We start from the raw sequence: 19,615 nt of genomic DNA, 5'->3' as shown, positions 1-19,615 counted from the left end.
GGTCGCTTCCCTTGGGTTAAAACCCAAGGCTATAACAAAAAGTGCCTCCGGCACGAAAACAAATCCTATTCCGACTTGCTCGATTTTCCTTTGCGCAATCGTTTTGCCTTTTCGGCCCAGGGGGCGTGCCGGTCGAAGATCACGCCGTACTCTTGGTAGTGGTTGTAGGGCACCGCATCTTGCTTCCACTGTTCCACGGCTTGGTCATAACCAGCCTGCATCGACTTTAGTGCTTCGCTGTACTCGGGGTTCTTGGCCAAGTTGACCAACTCTAACGGATCCTTGCGAGTGTGATAAAGTTCCTCGGTCGGCGAGAACCCGTCTCCGGCGTAACCCCAGTAAACATACTTCATCTCTTTAGTCACAACGGCAAGCGACTGGACTTCGGCTGGGCCCCACACGTTGATCAAGGGCAGCGAAGTATGAATCTCGGCGGTGGGGTCATCAAGGATCGGCATCAGATTGCGTCCATCCATGTTGCTGGGCGGCGTGATGCCGGCCAATGCAAGAATAGTCGGCGCAAAATCAATATTGCCGGTTAGCGAATCCGTTCGTAACTGTTTGCCACGGTTGGGGTGCCGGGGATCGTAGACGATCAACGGCACGCGTGACGCTTCTTCATATGGCAACACCTTGGATCCGTAGCCGTGCGAGCCGCACAAAAATCCATTGTCAGACGTGTAGAGGATGACGGTATTGTCACTGGCACCATGCTCTTCTAACGCATCACGAATCATCCCGACCGCCACGTCGATGGCGTAAATTTGTTGATGGTACTTTGCCATGACTTTGTCGTAATCGTCCGAGTAGTGCCACGAATGAAACCGCTCGTATTGACGTCCTTGTTGACTCTGCTTGGAAAAGTGGGCGCCATGTTCACGACCAAAGTTCGCGGGCTTTTGGAACGTCTTTCCGGCATAGACATCATCAAATCGAGGATCCGGTGTTGCCGGCATGTGAGGTGCTTTGAAGCTGATCGACAAGCAAAACGGTTGCTCCTTTGCAGCCGAATCACGAACAAAGTCACGACCGAAGGCGCCGTAGGACAACGTCGAATGCGGATACTCGGCGGCGTACTTCGCCATCGATTTGTTTTGCCGGGTGTTGTAGCTCGTTTGCCCAGGACCGCCGCCCCACACGTCGAAGTCGTCGCTGGGAAGTTGTAATTTCTTGGACTCCGGCGTATCGACGACTTCGAACCCGAACTTGCCCGCGAACCCAGTGCGGTAACCGTTGGCGCGAAGCAGCATGGGGTAGCTCTGCTGCCACTTGTCTCGCGTCATCGGGCCGTGCTCAAAATTGCAGCCAGTTTTGTATTCCAACATCCCTGTCATCACATTGGCACGACTGGCCATACAGATCGCGGTCGTATCATAGTGATTGTCAAACACCATCCCTTCGGCGGCCAACTGGTCAATATTGGGCGTTTTCACATCCTCGTTGCCGTAGCAGCCAAGCGAGTAAAAGCTCTGATCATCCGACATTAGGAAAATAATATTAGGACGTTCATTCCCGACCGCCACAAATGCTCCCCCCATCCAAAACAGACAGAAACAAATCCAGCGAGTTTGCGGGAATCGAAGGATGGCATCCATTGTTGATTTTCCTGTCGTGGTGAAAGGCCTGTGTCGTGACGAGAGCACCCGCGCGAGCGATCCCGAGTCGCCACCTATCCTAATCTCTTGAGCGATCGTTGCTGACGTCATTGAATCCAGATTTTATCTCGCCTGGCTTACCGTGAGCCGCTCGCGCGAGAGCGACCGGATCCCACGCACTACCCGGTGCCTTACGGCCCACGGCTCACCACGACAATTTGCAATTCGTTTAAATCGACAGACCGTTAGCCGCGGCCTTCATTTTGCCAACGTTTTACCGAGCGGCAGCCCGACGCTAGCGCGTTCGGCTCACTACATAGGACAGTCGAACTAGCGGGATCGGTTCTCTCAAGCTGCCTGCATTTAGTTGATTCAGTGAGCCGCTCGCGCGTGAGCGGCCGGGTCCCACGCACTACCCGGTGCCTTACGGCCCACGGCTCACCACAATTGCTTGCCGCTCGGCGAGAGATCGGGGTTACCATAGAGAGAGTCATGCTGAGGCCACAATCAAATCGTCCAGCGAAAACAACAATAATTTGTTGACAGGCGATTCCGGTCAGACATTCGCCTCTTGAACCGCCGCCCAATCATGCATTTCCGGCATTTTCCCAGAGGATTTTCGCTTCGTGACGTCAAACGCTCCCAAAACGACTGATGCTCCCACGGAGGTTGTTGCATTGATTGCCCAGCACCAATCTCGGTTGCGGGGGTTCGTACGATGTTTGCTCGTTCACGACAAAGATGTTGACGATTTGCTGCAAGAGGTGAACGTCGTGCTTTGGCAAAAAGCGGACCAGTTCGAGATCGGAACCGATTTCTGGGCTTGGGCGAGCCAAGTTGCAAGATTTAAGGTGATGAATCAAGTTCGCAAGTATTCACGCGACCGCTTGGTGTTTGACGAGTCGTTCATGGCCGAATTGGCGGATCTTGCCGCAGAACGATCGAGTGGTTTTGAAGATCAACAGTCGGCACTTCGGCACTGCATGAAACAATTGCCGGGGCCGCAACGGGCATTGATCGAAATGCGGTATTCAAGCGAGCGTTCGATCGGCAGTATCGCGGAGGAATTGGGGCGCCCCGAAGGCTCGATTCGCCAGACCTTATACCGCATCCGTGGCCTGTTGCTGCAGTGTATCGAGCTGAACATGCCGGAGGCTTCGCAATGACCCGCGACACCGACCGTGAATTTGCCAACCTGCTTCAATTGGCGATCGATGGCGAAATCGATCCGGGCCAGGGTCAACGTTTGCAAGACCTGATGCGTGGCAACCCCGAACGAATGAACGCTTGGGTCGATCACTTTCGACTCGATTCACTACTAAGCAATGAGATTGACCGTTCGTCGGTCGTCGATCTCGTCGATCTGGTTTGTCCACAAGACTCGTCTGGCAATGACGTTTTGCCTGCGGTGAATCAAACGGACTACCACAAACGAGATCGACCTCGATCCAATGCGTGGTGGGCCGTCACGGCGATTTTGGCTGTGTCTGTTCTCTTTCTGGCATTCCTGTTCGCGACCGACCGATCGTTATCGCAATTTGCCAGCGTGGCAACGTCAAAGCAGCTAGACACCTCGATCGCGATACTCGCCCAGACGTCCGAGGATGTTTGGCATGGCAACATCGAACCTCCGCTACTGCTGTCACCGGGTCGATTGCAACTCGAATCCGGGTTAGCTGAAATCCGCGTTTACAACGGAGTGACGTTGTATCTCGAGGGCCCTGTCGACTTGGATTTGATCACGCTGGATCACGCCCATTTGCGACATGGCAAGCTGCGAGCAAGTGTTGCTGAACAAGCCGAAGGGTTCACCGTCACCACGGATGCTGTGCGGTTGGTGGACCGGGGCACCGAGTTTGCCATTTCGGCGGGCGAAGACGGGCGATCCCAGGTACATGTGTTTGACGGGTTGGTTGATCTTTACCCCAGTGACAAGCAAACACCCGACGATGTGGGCGGACGTGCGGTAGTCGAAGGCGAAAGTGTCGAAGTCGATCCGTCGTTTGAAACTCGCGAGACAGAGTTTGCTCTCGATCGGTTCCCCTCGGCACAATCGATGGACCAATCAGTGGCCAACCGCTTCGAACGATGGCAGGCGTGGAGCACCGAATTTGCTAAGCGTCCCGATTTGCTGGTGTACTACAACTTTGAAGAGTTCGGCGAACAAGGCAACGGACGCAATACCGTCGTTGATCTTGCCAGTGAAAAACCAATCAATGCAACCGTGGTCGGTTGTGAAACACTGACGGGACGTTGGCCTCAGAAAAAGGCTCTTGGGTTCTACAATCCTGCCGACCGATTGCGAGTACGGATCCCCGGTCGTTGGCCAAATTTGACAATGGCGTGTTGGGTTCGGCTGGACGAATTGCGAGGCGTCAATCAAGCCCTGCTGCTGACCGATTCCTTTAATGCGTGGCAGCCTCATTGGCAAATCGCCAAAGAAGGCGTGTTAAAACTTGGCATCGGTCAAGACACCGTGAAGGAATCCAGGCGGATGCGAAGCCCATCGGCGCCGCTGAAAGAACTCGCGCCCTTGGGACGCTGGATGCACCTAGCGACCGTCTATAACTCAAAGCAAAAAACCGTCGAACATTACGTCAACGGTATCCAAGCGGGTTCAAACGTGTTACCAGTCGCCGAGCCGCTGCACATTGGAACCGCCGAAATCGGAAACTGGCTGCAACCAAGACAAACAGGCGACGAACCGATCCGCAATTTGGACGGTCGCATCGACGAGTTCATGTTGTTCCGCTCGGCACTGGATGCGGAAACGATCAAAGAAATTTATAAGGCCGGACGTTAGGACCGGCAACATGAATCTGGAGGTCCGAAAACAACGCCAATCCAAAAACCTGTCCCCCGACCAACAGAAGTCGTTGGATAAACTGCTCGCCGCAAAGACCAACGCCGCTGTCGTTAATTTGAAACCTGGCCAATGGTACCGATTGGGCGTTCGCATCCAGGGCAATTCTCTAGAGGCTTCGCTGGATGGCAAGAAGATTGCCGAGCTTCGTTCGCCTGGAATCGACCACCCGACCAAAACAAAGGTTGGCATGACCGTCAACGGATCGACCATCGATTTTGACAACTTGAAAGTCTTCAGCATCAGCCAATAGCCGGAAGCCCCCATAGCTGTTCTTCCTTAAAACCACTTTTCCCAAAGTCCCTGCACGATGAAAAACACCGCCCCCCAACGTTCCCTCGTTTTGTTGCTGCTGAGTGCTCTCTTTCTGCTTTCGCTGGGAACCGTCGCCTCGGCGGCGGACGAGGTTGCCGCGACGCCGGACCGCCCCAACATCCTCTGGATCACGATCGAGGACTGGAGCCCCGACTTGTCATGCTACGGCACAAAGGGAATCGAAACGCCGCACGTGGACAAGTTGGCTTCCGAAGGGATTCGCTACCAATGGGCTTTCACCACGTCGCCGGTTTGCTCGACTTCGCGTTCCGCGATGATGACGGGGTTCCATCAAAATTACATCGGTGCCCACCAACACCGCACCGATGACAAGAAACCGCTGCCTTATGGGATTCGCCCGATCCCTCATCTGTTCGCCGACGCAGGTTACTTCACGGCGCTGATGAGCTGGAAAACCGACTGCAATTTCTTGCCGGATTCGAAGAATGAATTGTTCATGGGCGAGGACTGGAACGAGCGTAAACCAAATCAACCTTTCTTTGCTCGTATTACGTTTGGCGGAACGCACCGAGCTTGGAATCGCGATCCACTGCGTCCGATTGACCCCAAGGATGTCGAGCTGCCGCCTTATTATCCGGACACCCCGTTTATCCGCCGCGACTGGGCCACCGGTTTGGAACAAATGCAGATCGTCGACCGTGAAGTCGGCGAGCTGTTGAAACGCTTGAATGACGAAGGGCTTGCCGAAAACACCATCGTATTTTTCATTGGCGACCACGGCCGCTGCCACATCCGCGGCAAGCAGTTTCTTTATGACGAAGGAACTCGCATTCCGATGATCATGCGTTGGCCAGGGAAAGTCAAACCCGGACAAGTTAACGAGGACCTTGTGATGTCAATCGACATTTGTGAGACAATCCTCGAAGCGGCTGGCATCAAGGCTCCAGTTCCACTGCATGGCAAAAGTCTATTCAGCAAGGAAGTCCAGGATCGTAAGTACGTCTTCGCAGCAAGAGACAAGATGGACGACGCTCATGACGCAATGCGATCGATTCGATCCAAGGACCACAAGCTGATTCTGAATCTGATGCCCGAACGAGCCTACTGCCAATTCAGCCATTACAAGGAAGGTGCATATCCTGCGCTCGCAGAAATGAATGTCTTGAATCTGGAAGGAAAGCTGACCCCGGAACAAGCTGCGTTTATGGCACCGAGCAAACCCGAAATTGAACTGTTTGACCTCAAAAGAGATCCGCACGAAGTGCACAACGTCGCAGATGATCCGCAGTACGCCGATGTGAAAGCCGAACTGCTCGCGGAGCTCGAAAACTGGCGAACCAACGTGATCAAGGACCAAGGTGTGTCAGAGGACTTTCGTGCTGTCGGCGTCTTCCCTGAAACATGCCCCACGCCGACGGTAGGTGAATGGGTAGAGAAGAACGCGAAGAACTACGACTTCAGCAAATACGGATCGCCAGGCTGGTATCCCACTCGCACTTTGGAAGAGTGGCAGAAGGCACGCGATCTATGGGCTCCGTACGTATTCCGCGGACCGAGCGAGAAGGTCGCACGCCCCGTGATTCCTTTCACTCAGAAGAAGAAAGAGAAAGCCGCCAAGAAGAACAAAAAGAAGTAGCCGAGCGTGCTCTGGAGGAAGCGACAAGCATGAGAAACGAGACACCCTACTTACAAACCGGAATTCCGAAATGACAATCATGCAGAAACCAACGACCCGGCGACAGTTTCTCGCCCAAACCGCTGCAGTGTCGGCGGCTGCCGCGATCCCCTATCACTTCACATCAGCGCAAGAGTCGACCAAGAGCAAATCGAAGAACGAACAGTTGCAGTTTGCTCTCATTGGCGTGGGTGGAAATGGAACGCGGACGGCTCCGGTAGGAAAAGAGTTCGCGAATTTGGTTGCGTTGTGTGATGTCGATGCGGATCACCTGCGTGACGGCAACCAATTGTTGACTGATGGCAAAGCTGACACCTATTCCGACTATCGCGAAGTCCTTTCGCGCGACGACATCGACGTCGTCCAGATTTCCACGCCCGATCATTGGCATGCAAAAATCTTGATCGAAGCGATGTCGGCTGGCAAAGATGCCTACTGCGAAAAACCGCTCACGCTGACGATTGACGAAGGCAAACTGGTTCGTCGCATGCAGAAAGAAACCGGTCGTGTGGTGCAAGTCGGCACGCAACAGCGAAGTAGTTTTGACAAGTTCAACAAAGCACTGGCGATTATCGCCGAGGGCCGCATCGGAAAACTCAAACGAATGGTCGTTGGAATTGATGGTGGTGGATGGAGTCCCGAGATTCCGGCTGTCGCGGTTCCCAAAGCACTCGATTGGGATCGTTGGCTCGGCCCAACGCCGGAGATGCCTTATCGCTACCTTCGCCATCCGAACAAGGAAGCCGACAAAGGCTACACGAATTGCCATACCCAGTTCCGCTGGTGGTACGAACATTCTGGTGGCAAATTAACCGATTGGGGTGCTCATCACATCGACATTGCGATGTTAGGGATCGCAGCGGCAGGTCAGAACAACGATCCCGTTTCAGTCGATGGCACCGCCAAACATGCGGTCGATTTCAAAGACGGCATGCCCGTACAAACAGATCGTTACAACACAGCACAGGGATTCGATTTACACGTGGCGTTTGTTGATGGTGATGTTGAAATGAACATTCGCCATGACGTCGACAATGGCATTCTGTTCGAAGGCGAACTCGGACGAATCTTCGTCAATCGTGGAAAATTGGTCGGCAAGCCAGTCGAAGACCTCGCGTCCAACCCGTTGCCTGAGGATGCCATCTCCAAGATCTATCGTGGCATGCCGATGAAGCAGAACGATCGCCCTGCGCACTGGGAAAACTTTATGCATGCGATCGAAAATCGAGTCCTACCGATCTCGGATGTTCACTCGCACATGAAGATGTTGAATGTCTGTCACCTTGCCGGGATCTGTTGCCGGCTGGGCCGCAGAATTAATTGGAACCAGTCGACCGAGCAGGTTATCGGTGACGAACTAGCGCAAAGCATGATGAGTCGCCCGTACCGCGAAGGTTACGAAATCGACATGAGCTGAGCAGAGAGGCACCAGCGACTCATTGTATAAGTGAGCCGTGACGCGTGAGCGGCCGGGTCTCACGTACGACCCGGTGCCTTACGTCCCACGGCTCACATCACTCAAACTTTGGAAAAAACAAAATGAAAATCACACGACGAAACGCAATTTTCACAACGGCGGCTGCCGCATCCGCTGCACTTACGCCCCGCACAATCCTTGGGGACGTGTTAGGCGCGAATGAAAAAGTGAACGTCGCGTGGTGCGGCGTTGGTAACCGCGGCCCTCGCATTATCGAGAATTTTGAAAGAGCCGGCATCGCCAACTTCGTCGCCTTCTGTGACGTCGATCCGGAAAACCCACATATCAACGCGACGAAAGAAAAATTTCCCAAGGCTCGCATCTTTCAAGATTGGCGGGTGATGCTGGACAAGATGGACAAGGACATCGATGCGGTGGTGGTCTTGGTGCCAGACCATTCGCACTTTCCGATCACGATGGCAGCCATGGCCGCTGGCAAACATGTCTACACCGAAAAGCCACTCGCTCGCACGTTCCAAGAAATCGAACTGATGATGGCGGCAGAGAAGAAATACAAAGTCGCGACCCAAATGGGTAACCAAGGACACTCGGGCGACAACCATTTTCAGTTCGATGCTTGGAAGGATGCCGGCATCATCAAAGACGTCACCCACGTCGATGCCTACATGAACAAGTGGCGTCGTTGGCACCCTTGGGGCGACGTGAAGTCGATGCCAAGCGGCGAGACGGCGCCAGAAACCATGGACTGGGATCTGTGGCACAGCACGACGCCATTGCATGCGTTTAGCAAGATGTTTCATCCCGGCAATTGGCGTGGATGGTACCAACATGGCACCGGATGTTTCGGTGACTGGGGCGCCCACATCCTCGATACGATCCATCGTTTCCTTGAACTTGGGTTGCCGGAAAAGATCTCGGCAACGAAATTGGTACAGCCTAACAAGCTCGTTTATCCGCTCGCGTCGACCATCAACTTCCAGTTCCCTGAGCGGAACGGAATGCCCGCAATGGACATTGATTGGTACGACGGAGTCGAAAACTTGCCACCATTGCCGGACGATTTTGCAGGACGAAAACTCGATACGAACACTCCTGGCAAGTTCATCTATGCGGGCGATTTGGCTTTGCAAGGCGGCAGTCACGCGACAACACTCGAAATCCTCGACGAGGAAAAACGCAATTCGCTGCAAGCATCCGGGAATATGCAAACGAACTTTGGCAAGCATTCGGATCACTACGCCAATTTCTTGCTCGCTTGTCGCGGCGACGAAAAAACGCGGTCGCCGTTCTCGGTTTCGGGTCCGCTATCGCAGGTATTGGCGCTCGGTTGCTTGGCTCAGCGACTCGGCGGCGAGCTCGAGTTTGATCGCGAAAGCAAACAGATCACCAACAACGAATTTGCCAACTCGCTACTGAAAGACACGCCACGAAAGGGCTGGGAGCAATACTATGCACTCTGAACAAAAGAACTGCTCGTTGGTTCACATGCGGGTGACGTTTGCTGCGATGGCGATGACGTTCCTGACACTCGGCACCGCGACCAGAACGTTGGCCGCTGATCGACCGAACATCGTGATCTTGTTCGCCGACGACATCAGCGCTCGTGAATTGCCGCTGTACGGATCATCAGTCTGGAGCCCACCCGAAAGCGGTGACAGCAGCGATCCCCAGTTTCGTGCTCAGACGCCCGTTTTGGACCAAATGGCGGCCGAAGGTTGCTGGATCAAGACCGCGTGGGCTTCGGTGGTTTGCTCGCCTAGCCGCGCGATGATGATGACCGGGCGATACGCTCACCTTCATAAATGGTGGGGCAACAAATCGAAGGGCACCTACGTCAACGAGCAAGGCAAAACGGTGACTTGGCCGCTGTACGAAAGTTCGCCAACCCAAATCGGGCATGTCGCACAGCAAGCAGGGTACAAGACCTACTGGGCTGGCAAGACCCAGATGGCCGGCGATCTGCAGCGATTTGGGTTTGACCAAGGTTGCTTTACCCCGGGCAATCTCGAGGACAGAGACAATCCTTATACCGACTTCAAATTGGTCGATAAAAAGATTGACGGCAAGAAGTTGTTGTTCAACGCCGACTCCGATCAACAAGTCGACACCTACAAACAACACGGATGGTATTGGTTCCCGCATGTGCGATTGATGAATCATGATGGAAAAGATTTTCAGTGGTGGCCCAATACGCCCGAGTCAATCGCGGAATTCGGCGTCGGCACTTATGGGCCTGATGTCGAATTGGACTTCGTCTTTGACTTCATGGAAAAACGTGCCGAGGACAAGCAGCCGTTCTTTGTCTATCACACATCGCACCTTGGCCACGATGCATTCAATTGGCTCGATCCTGATTCGACCAGCAAATGGCCGGGCACGCCGATCATTCGTTGGGATGGTCAGAAATACGTTCGCACCGCCCCCAAGATCACTGGCGACAAGGGCAAATACGACACGCACGGTACCGTGACCGGCCCCGGCATCCACCACCATGTGAACTATCTGGATTATCAAGTTTGGCAGTACCAACAAAAGCTAAAAGAGCTTGGCATCGCTGACAACACAATCTTCATTTTCTGTAGCGACAATGGGACGAGCGGCTACGGAAAAAATAGCACCGATCGCCAGAAGGGAACGCACGTGCCGATGATCGTTTCCGCCCCCGGTTTGACCAAAAAGGGCGAGCAGGATGTGCTGGTAAACATGTCCGACTTTTTACCCACGATCGCTGAACTGACCGGTGTTGATCTGCCGTCAAACTACGAGATCAACGGCGAGAGTTTGGTGCCGTTCTTGCTTGGCGACGAACCAACGCATCGCGATTGGATCTACGGGTACAGGGATGAAGAGCAAATCATTCGTGGCATGAAAGTGATGCGAGACGGTCGCGGCAAGTGGTGGGACGTCGAATCCACGCCCGACGATCTGATTAGCTTTCCGATGATCAAAGATTGGAAAAAAGTATCCGCCGAGCATCGTGCAGAGCGTGATCAATTGAAAGCGACCCTGCCTCGGTTCAGCCAGGAAGAGAACGGCCGCAACGCGCCATCAGCGAAGTCGCTGCAGAAATAACATTTTAAAAGTGCTTGACATAAAAGGATTCGGAATCCATGCGATTGTTACTACTCCTATGCGTTTGTCTTCTCTGCGGATTGCCGGTTGTTACCGCCGAAGAATCTGCGGTGAAACAACCCAACATCCTCTGGATCCTGACCGACGATCATCGTGCCGATTCCATTGCGGCGTACAACCGTGCGACTGCGGGACGGGACGACAGCGAACTCGGGTATGTCTCGTCGCCCAATGCCGATGCACTTGCGAAACAAGGCGTGTTGTTTACTCGAGCCTATTGCAACTCGCCGGGCTGTGCCCCAAGCCGAACGTCGATGCACTTTGGAATGTACCCTCATCACAGTGGGCAATACGGTTTTGAATCAGGTCATCAGTCGACCGATTTCGCGAAGCCGTTCTTTCCCCAATTGATGGTTGAAAACGGGTATCGAACGGCCCACTTCGGCAAAAGCGGGATTGCGAGTTTCGCCTGGGACGAACGCAAGCTACAGAAAACGTCAATCTACGAAGTCAGCGTTGATCAAAAGGAACTTTACAAAAACGAGCGCACCGATTGGTTTCATCAAAAGACTTGGGGCAAAGGCAAATCGACCGGGATGGAAGAATTCTGGTCGATGCCGGACGGACCGATGCGGATTCAGACGCCAGTGGAAGGGCCCTTGGGTGAAACCGCGATCCAGCAGAAAGCTCGGGTGCGACGTGAGCTCGACTTGTTATTTTCGTTTGGCGACCACAACAACCTCGTGATCGGAGGTGTCAGCCCGCAACCGACCGAAAAGACGCAAGACGGTGAAATCTTAGCGTCCTTCATGGATTACGTTCGACACGCGGGTGAGTCGTACAAGACACCTTGGGGTCGCAAAATCGAGGGACCTCCGACGGACCAACCGCTGTTTGTGAACCTTGGATTTCACTTCCCCCACACCCCCGTGCTACCGTCCGGCGAGTTCCGTGATCAGTTTGCCGGAAAGACCTACAAGGTCCCCGAATTCAGCAAAGACGAACTTGAAAAACTGCCGCCACAATTGGTGTTGTGGTTTGAAAAAACCAACTTCGCTGACCTGTCGGCCGAAGACAAGCAGCAGGCGATTCGCGACTACTATGCGTTCTGTGCAATGGGCGATTCGCTGATCGGCAAAGCGATCGAACAATTCAAAGAATTCAGCACCAAACAAAACCGTGATTATTTGATTCTGTATGTGATCGGTGATCATGGCTGGCATTTGGGCGAACAGGGTGGCGAATCGAAGTTCGCACCGTACGACGCGTCGAACCACTGTGCCGTGATCGCAGTTTCGTCGGACGGCCAACAATATCCGGCTGGCACGATATGCAACAAACCGATCGAATTCGTCGACTTTGCACCCACGTTTTTGAACGCGGCCGGTGCGGACTTATCAGGCGATCGCTACGCCCATCTCGACGGACATCCCATCGGCAACACGCTCAGCGGCCCGATCAATCGCGACTATGTGATCGGCGAGATGAATCATGTGATTGGCCCGCGAGCCTACTTGCGATCCGACGACTTTGCGTTTTCGATGCGAGTTCGTGAAAAGAGCGGCAAACCGGGCGAGAAATGGGGGCAACCGCCGGGGGAAGATATCAAGTGGGCGCTGAAGACTCCGCGCGAGCAAGTCGAAATGGCACTGTTCGATCTTCGCGTCGACCCCAAAGAGCGAAACAATGTCGCGAATGACGATTCGTATCTGGCGTTATCCGACTGGTTCCGCAGCAAACTTGGACGCATCATCTTGGGCGACGGACGAGTCGAATCAGATTGGTCAAAAGAAAACGAGTTTGCAATCAGCAACTTTGCCGCCGGAGCTCACGATGGGAAATTGGAGATTCCCAAAAACATCGTGCCGCCCGTGCAAGAGTTGACAACGCAACCCAAGCATTCGTCGCTGGACATGGAAATCAAGTTCGGCAAGGTTTCACGGAAGTCCGCCTTTCGCAGTGACACGATGAGCATCTGGGGCGGATCGCTGGTCAAAGGCGAAGACGAGCTGTACCACATGCTCTATTCGCAATGGCCACGCAACCTGGGCTGGGCCTGGGTAACCGATTCCGAAATCGCTCATGCCGTTTCCGCCAATCCCTTCGGCCCTTTCGAATTCAAAGACGTCTCGCTGCCTCGTCGCGGCAAACAACATTGGGATGGCTGGTGTACTCACAATCCGACCGTGCACAAGTTCGGCAACAAGTATTATCTGTACTATATGGGCAACACCGGCGACGGCGAAATCGTTGGCGTCCCGGGTAAACATCTGCTGAATTGGCAACACCGAAACAACCAACGCATCGGAGTGGCGGTCGCCGACAGCCCCAACGGTCCATGGACACGCAGCGACAAACCGCTGATCGATGTTAGCCCCCAGGCATCGGCGATGGATTCGCTAGTGACATCCAACCCTTCGGTTTGCCAGCGACCCGATGGCGGTTTCTTGATGGTTTACAAAGGCGTTGGCCAAGAAAGCCCGCTGCCCAACGGCGGGCCCGTCGTTCACTGCGTCGCCACCTCGGACAGCCCCACCGGTCCATTTATCAAACAAGACAAACCGATCTTTGTGTTTGAAGGCGAACACTTTCCCGCCGAGGATCCTTACATCTGGTTCCAAGAAGGAAAGTACCGAGCGATCGTCAAGCGAATCAAACACGAGGGACGCAAACGAGTCTTTTCGCTGGTCCATTACGATTCGGTCGACGGATTGGATTGGCATCCGGGCAAGTACCACGAAATCTCTCAGCGAACGGTCCAGTGGGAAGATGGCGAAGTCCAGCAGTTCGATCACCTCGAGCGACCGCAGGTGTACATCGAGAATGGAAAACCGGTCGCGTTGCTGTGTGCCGCGGACATCTACGACGAGAACCATGTTCGCCAGTCCTTCAATATCCAGATTCCTTTGCAGGTAACGTTGCATCCGTAGCATTGTCCCTGCAACTTCGTTCAGCGCCGAACAATCGTGATGAACATCGTTATCACAGAATTTTCAAACGAATCCATTGGATAGAATTATGAAATTCGAGAACCGTTGCTTTCTCTGTTTTTTGTTGGCATCTTTATTGACGCCTGTCATGACTGGAATTGCCAAGGCTGAGGTGAAAGAAACGCCCACCTGGACCGACGCGAAAACTGCCGCAGCAGAATTTCCTGGCTTTGCGTTTCTGGGTGAATACGTCATGGACGATCAAGCGATTCAGGTTGTTCCGTGCCAGGACCGGTTCTATCTTTCGATCTACCAGGGCGGACTGCCCGGCTCGGGATGGGACGTCGGAACGATCCAGCATGAATGGGTCACGAGCGATGCGATTGAAAATCGTTTGAAAGGGTACGAAAAAATTGATCGTTCCTCGAAGCTCGAATTCACAAAACCTCCTGCCGATGCGATCGTGTTATTCGATGGCTCCGACATGAAACAATGGGGGCATGGAAAGATCAAGAATGGGTTGCTGCAAGCAGGCGCGGGTACGAAACGAAAGTTTCAAGATTTCACACTGCATTTCGAATGTCTCGTTCCCTTCAAACCCGAGTTGCCCCTAAGCCATCCCGACCGTGGCAATAGCGGCGTGTTCGCCGTGGGAGCTTATGAAGTTCAAGTTGCCGATACATTCGGTCTGGATTTCTCGCCTAGTGCCTGGACCGAGATGGAACAACTGAAGAAACCCAGCACTTGGTGCGGCAGCATTTACGGACTCCGCACTCCGGATGTAAATATGTGTCTGCCGCCGTTGAGCTGGCAAACCTTCGACGTCGAATTCACAGCGGCTCGATTTAAAAATGACAAAAAGGTTTCAAGTGCGAGAATCACGGTGCACCAAAACGGTGTTTTGATCCACGACAACTTTGAACTTCCCGAAGGAACCGGCGGCGGACCTTCCGGCCCACGACCCGAAGTTGCTGAAGGCCCGATCTACATCCAGAATCACCACAACCCGACTCAGTATCGCAACATTTGGATCGTCGAAAATTGAAAACACGACTCTCGAACTCACGTCGGACAATGCCCAAAATCCTGTTTACTTACCATTGACTTACCCGGGCCTTGGTGCCCCGAACAGCAAAGCATTCGAATTCGCGACGGCATGCAGTGCCTCGTTGATGCTTTCGAGTTAGGATGATGGTCCGGAAATTCCCATCGCCGTCCAAATAACCACTGGCTAGCCAAGCACCCCTGCTTAAAAAACACAGATACGAACTTGAAGAAAGCAATCACCTTCAAGTGGAATCTGGTCATTGCACACGCTCCCTATCATCAGTAGCAGACGAAAGAACCAACTATGAACAACCTTCCCAAACTATTGAGCCTCGTAATAGTCGGCGTTGGGCTGGCAAACGCCCAGCCCTGCGATGCCGCCGACCAGCCGAACATCCTGTACATCATGTCCGACGACCACGCGGCACACGCGATCTCGGCTTATGGCAGCCGGCTCGCGAAAGTGGCACCGACTCCGAATATCGATCGTTTGGCAAAAGAAGGGGCGTTGTTCACCAATGCTTACTGCACGAATTCGATCTGCTCGCCGTCGCGAGCCTGTGTGCTGACGGGCCAGTACAACCACATCAACGGCGCGTTTGATTTGGGAGGTAATGTGCCGCCTGGAAAGCAGATGTTAGCGATCCAAATGAAGAAGGCAGGTTATCAAACCGCGATGATCGGCAAGTGGCATCTGCACGATGAACCCGCTGACTTTGATTACTACTGCGTGCTTCCCGGCCAAGGGCATTACCACAACCCTGAGTTCCTGATCCGCGGCGACAAACCATGGGGAAAGAACCTGATCAAATTCCAAGGCAAACACTCGACCGACACGATCACCGATCTGACACTTGATTGGTTAAAAGAAGGTCGTGACAAAGACAAGCCGTTCTTTTTAATGCACCATTACAAAGCACCACATGATTATTTCGACAATGCGGAGCGCTACGAGTCGTATCTGGCGGATGTCAACATTCCCGAACCCGAGACACTTTGGAAACGAGATCCTCGATTCGGATCGATGGCCACGCGAGGTGCCGACGACGAACTGATTCCTCATATCGGCACTTCGATCGGCGGTCGCAATCCGCGTCGGTCTTATCTGGGTGACTTGCCGAAATTGTATCCCAATGAGTTCCCGCCCAACTTTGATCCAAAAAACTACAGCGATGAGGAAAACACTCGATTTGCCTACAACGCTTATCTGAAGAAGTACCTGCGCTGCATCAAAGGAATCGACGATAACCTTGGACGGCTGTTCCAACACCTCGAGGACAGCGGGCAACTCGACAACACGGTGATCATTTACACCGGCGACCAGGGTTTCATGCTGGGCGAACATGACTATCAAGACAAACGATGGATGTACGACCCGTCACAGCGGATGCCGTTTCTCGTTCGCTACCCCAAGTCGGTACCTGCCGGAGGGCGGTTCGACACGATCATCGAAAACGTCGACTACGGCCCAACGATGTTGGACTTTGCCGGAGCAAACATTCCCGATTCGGTGCAAGGACGCTCGTTCAAATCGCTACTGGAAACGGGCAAGGAAGCGGACGACTGGAAGCAAGAAGCCTACTACCGTTATTGGATGCACATGGCACACCACGATAACCCAGCGCACGTAGGCATCCGCACCAAGACGCACAAACTGATTTACTATTACGGCTGCAATTACGATGGCGGCTATCAAACGCCGCCGGGATGGGAACTGTATGACATGGTCAACGACCCGCAAGAGACCGTCAACTTGTACAGCAACCCCGAGTATGCCAAGCTCGTCGCCGAGATGAAGTCACGCCTGGAAGCGACACGCAAACGCGTCGGAGATGATGGAACTCATTTCCCAGAATGCGAGGAGGTTATTCAAGAGTTCTGGGACTATGACGAAGCCGATCAGGCCAAGGCTCGCGAGATTTCCCATCAATACTTGCAGCGTCGCCTGCAAGAACTGAAAGAAGGAAAGGTCAACATTCGCACCTGGGTCGGCGATAACTGAGCCGACGGTAAAACAGTCCGCAAAGAAATCATTCTTCCCTCCCATTCTTTAAACGATTTTCTATCATGACGAACCGTTATCTCTCAGCTTCGTTAGCCTCGTGTCTGTTTGCTCTGATGTTGTCAGCCGTGCCCGCTGAGTCGGCGAGTGCTGACGATTTGGCGGGATCTCGCCCGAACATCATTCTGGTCATGACCGACGATCAAGGCATGGGCGATCTATCGTGTATGGGCAATAAGGTGTTGCGGACTCCGAACATCGATCGTTTCTATCAGATGTCGACGCGGTTTACCGACTTTCACGTCAGCCCGACGTGTGCTCCGACGCGGTCGTCGATCTTCAGCGGGCGACACGAGTTCCGTAATGGCGTTACGCATACGATCAAAGAACGCGAGCGGATGGCGCTGTCGACAACCACGTTTCCGCAACTGCTGCGGAAATCGGGTTACGAGACCGGTATCTTTGGCAAGTGGCATCTTGGCGATGAAGACGCGTACCAACCGTACAACCGTGGTTTTAGCGAAGTCTTTATCCACGGAGCCGGCGGGATCGGCCAGGCCTATGAAGGTAGCTGTGCTGATTTTCCGCCCAATCGCGAAAGTGAAGGCAAGTACTTTGACAACGTGATTCTGCACAACGACACGATCGTCCAAACCGATGGATTTTGCACTGACGTTTTCTTTCAGGCCGCACTCGGTTGGATCAAGAAACAACACGAAGCAAAGACTCCGTTTTTCGCCTATGTCAGCACCAATGCTCCACACGGTCCGATGCTGGCACCCGAGAAGTACAAAAAACGATTCGCCGATATGGGCTGGGACGCCGGCACGCAAGGTCGATATGGCATGATCGAAAATATCGACGACAACTTTGGCGTGCTGATGCAGAAACTGGATGAATGGAAGTTGTGGGACAATACGCTTGTGATCTTCATGACCGACAACGGCCAAGCCGGCCGCAGCGGTAAGCTCAATGGCAAGCAAACTCCGATGTACACGGCGGGATTCAAAACAGGCAAAGGATCGCCATGGGAAGGGGGGACGCATGTGCCCGCATTTTGGCGATGGAAGGGCAAACTCGGCGAAGGAGTCGACATCCCAGCACTGACCGCCCACATCGATCTGTACAAAACGTTCTGTGAACTGACCGGCACCGAAATCCCGTCTGACATCCAACCGATTGATGGACGCAGCTTGCTGCCATTGTTAAAAGATCCTCGAGCCGACTGGGCCGATCGCAATCTGTTCGTGCACGTTGGTCGTTGGGAGAAAGGGGCCGATCCGAACGACAGCAAGTTCAAGAGTTGCGGTGTTCGATCCCAACGCTGGCGGTTTGTTAACAACAAAGAACTGTACGACATCGCAGCCGATCCGCATGAGAAGCAGGATGTCGCGGCGGAACACCCCGAAGTCGTTGCCGAGCTGCGAAAAGCCTACGACCAGTGGTGGAGTCAGACGGTTCCAATGATGGTCAACGAAGACGCTCCGTACTCGGCGGAACATCCTCAGGACGTCCGCTACGAACGGCAACTCAAAGAGCGTGGCATTCCCAAGTGGACTGCCCCGACGCTGTAGCTATCGCTTACAGGATCGCGGATGGGCGACGAACAGATCAAGTGAGCCGTGACGCGTAAGCGGCCGGGTTTTATCGCAGTGCCCTAACGGCGAGCAATTCAAATTGATGCGACGGTAGTAGCGGAAGTCGTCAGGACTTTCGTTTGATTGACGTATGCCCCCCCCCGAAACTCTTGGCGAGTTTCGCTACAACATGCTTCACAGCGTTGTGCATGCCCGACGCCGTCGTAAGCGGCCCACGACCTACCTGAGTAACGCCGGTCTCGCGTTTTGCATCGTGAATCATGCGTCTTTTTCGGCAACGATTGCTCCGTACTGCATCGCACCGCTTCGATACGCGTTGAGCAACGCGTCGAAACCGTCGATGAAATCAACTTGCTCTCGGTCTAGCATTTTCGCAATATGCCGCACCCCGCTTCGCTGAACACGCTGCTTGCATATTTCCCACGTCCGTTCGACTCGGGCCGTCCAGTCTTCGTTATGAGTCACTCGCATTCCGCAATCGGCGATCCAGCGAGCGTAGTCCGCGCGTGTGGCCAACGACGGACACACAAAACGCTGGCACACGTCTTCACACTGCTTGCGGTGATCGGCAACGCTCGTGTCTTCGCCTTCGAACCAAACACAAATCGCGATCCGGCCGCCCGGTCGTAACCACTGACACGCTCGGCGAAAGAACTCGGGCTTGTCAAATAGGTGTTCGGTGCATTCTACGCTCCACACCACGTCAAAGCTGGCGGGATCAAAGCTCACTTGTTCGGCATCGTCGGCGATGAACCGCGTCCGCTTGCCGACTCGTTTCATCTTTGACGAAACCGTTGCCCACCGTTGCTGCAGCGGACTGAGTGTCACTCCCGTCACGTCGCAAGCACGAAGCTTGGCCAGCCGGATAGCCGAACCGCCCATTCCGCAGCCGATATCCACCACCTTGTCCTCGGTTGAGATGCGAGCCATATCAGCAAGCGTGTCGGTCAATTGACACTGCGCGACGTAGGCTGACTCGTCACCATTCCACAGCCCATGATGGATGTGCGGCCCCCACAACAAGCGATAGAAAAGCGTGCCGAGTTGATAGTGGCTACGGATGGAATCCTTGCGGACGCCTTCGATGGCGATCATGGTCTCCGCCCTCTCGGGAATAAA

Annotated in this window: 13 protein-coding genes; 11 read left to right on the top strand and 2 right to left on the bottom strand. The window is 53.9% G+C overall.

What is annotated here, in order from left to right:
• Window positions 1–65 precede the first annotated feature (65 nt).
• The gene (locus SH528x_RS01985; RefSeq protein WP_442512064.1) at window positions 66–1,538 is read right to left on the bottom strand and encodes a sulfatase family protein; all 1,473 of its coding nucleotides are present in this window, start codon (window positions 1,536–1,538) and stop codon (window positions 66–68) included.
• Between the two features lie 683 nt (window positions 1,539–2,221).
• Between SH528x_RS01985 and SH528x_RS01980 the strand changes: the two genes are divergently transcribed.
• The 11 genes from SH528x_RS01980 to SH528x_RS01930 all read left to right on the top strand — a co-directional run bounded on the left by SH528x_RS01980 (window position 2,222) and on the right by SH528x_RS01930 (window position 18,472).
• Window positions 2,222–2,761, top strand: a complete 540-nt coding sequence (locus SH528x_RS01980) for a sigma-70 family RNA polymerase sigma factor (protein ID WP_442508862.1) — start codon at window positions 2,222–2,224, stop codon at window positions 2,759–2,761.
• Window positions 2,758–4,398 (top strand): LamG-like jellyroll fold domain-containing protein, encoded by a 1,641-nt coding sequence (locus tag SH528x_RS01975; protein ID WP_442508861.1) that lies wholly within the window; start codon window positions 2,758–2,760, stop codon window positions 4,396–4,398. Before SH528x_RS01980 ends, SH528x_RS01975 begins: the two co-directional genes overlap by 4 nt.
• Window positions 4,399–4,408: 10 nt before the next feature.
• Complete coding sequence (locus SH528x_RS01970) at window positions 4,409–4,711, top strand: family 16 glycoside hydrolase (RefSeq protein ID WP_442508860.1); 303 nt, start codon at window positions 4,409–4,411, stop codon at window positions 4,709–4,711.
• A 57-nt stretch (window positions 4,712–4,768) separates the two neighbouring features.
• On the top strand, window positions 4,769–6,370 hold the full coding sequence (locus SH528x_RS01965; protein WP_442508859.1) for a sulfatase family protein: 1,602 nt from the start codon (window positions 4,769–4,771) through the stop codon (window positions 6,368–6,370).
• 79 nt (window positions 6,371–6,449) lie between these two features.
• Complete coding sequence (locus SH528x_RS01960; protein WP_442508858.1) at window positions 6,450–7,826, top strand: Gfo/Idh/MocA family protein; 1,377 nt, start codon at window positions 6,450–6,452, stop codon at window positions 7,824–7,826.
• Between the two features lie 122 nt (window positions 7,827–7,948).
• Window positions 7,949–9,307, top strand: a complete 1,359-nt coding sequence (locus SH528x_RS01955; protein ID WP_442508857.1) for a Gfo/Idh/MocA family protein — start codon at window positions 7,949–7,951, stop codon at window positions 9,305–9,307.
• Entirely contained in the window at window positions 9,297–10,919 is a 1,623-nt protein-coding gene (locus SH528x_RS01950; protein ID WP_442508856.1) for a sulfatase-like hydrolase/transferase, read from the top strand. Before SH528x_RS01955 ends, SH528x_RS01950 begins: the two co-directional genes overlap by 11 nt.
• 38 nt (window positions 10,920–10,957) lie before the next feature.
• Window positions 10,958–13,849, top strand: a complete 2,892-nt coding sequence (locus SH528x_RS01945) for a sulfatase-like hydrolase/transferase (RefSeq protein WP_442508855.1) — start codon at window positions 10,958–10,960, stop codon at window positions 13,847–13,849.
• Between the two features lie 88 nt (window positions 13,850–13,937).
• The gene (locus SH528x_RS01940; RefSeq protein WP_442508854.1) at window positions 13,938–14,894 is read left to right on the top strand and encodes a 3-keto-disaccharide hydrolase; all 957 of its coding nucleotides are present in this window, start codon (window positions 13,938–13,940) and stop codon (window positions 14,892–14,894) included.
• Between the two features lie 306 nt (window positions 14,895–15,200).
• On the top strand, window positions 15,201–16,898 hold the full coding sequence (locus SH528x_RS01935) for a sulfatase family protein (RefSeq protein WP_442508853.1): 1,698 nt from the start codon (window positions 15,201–15,203) through the stop codon (window positions 16,896–16,898).
• Between the two features lie 65 nt (window positions 16,899–16,963).
• On the top strand, window positions 16,964–18,472 hold the full coding sequence (locus SH528x_RS01930) for an arylsulfatase (protein WP_442508852.1): 1,509 nt from the start codon (window positions 16,964–16,966) through the stop codon (window positions 18,470–18,472).
• Between the two features lie 282 nt (window positions 18,473–18,754).
• On the opposite strand, the gene SH528x_RS01925 is transcribed toward SH528x_RS01930, so the two are convergent.
• The gene (locus SH528x_RS01925; protein ID WP_442508851.1) at window positions 18,755–19,591 is read right to left on the bottom strand and encodes an SAM-dependent methyltransferase; all 837 of its coding nucleotides are present in this window, start codon (window positions 19,589–19,591) and stop codon (window positions 18,755–18,757) included.
• Window positions 19,592–19,615 lie beyond the last annotated feature (24 nt).

It is taken from the genome of Novipirellula methanifontis (assembly GCF_052161655.1).
Classification (GTDB): Bacteria; Planctomycetota; Planctomycetia; order Pirellulales; family Pirellulaceae; genus Novipirellula.
Note: the sequence above shows the minus strand (reverse complement) of the source record. Positions and strands in the feature narration are given on the sequence as shown.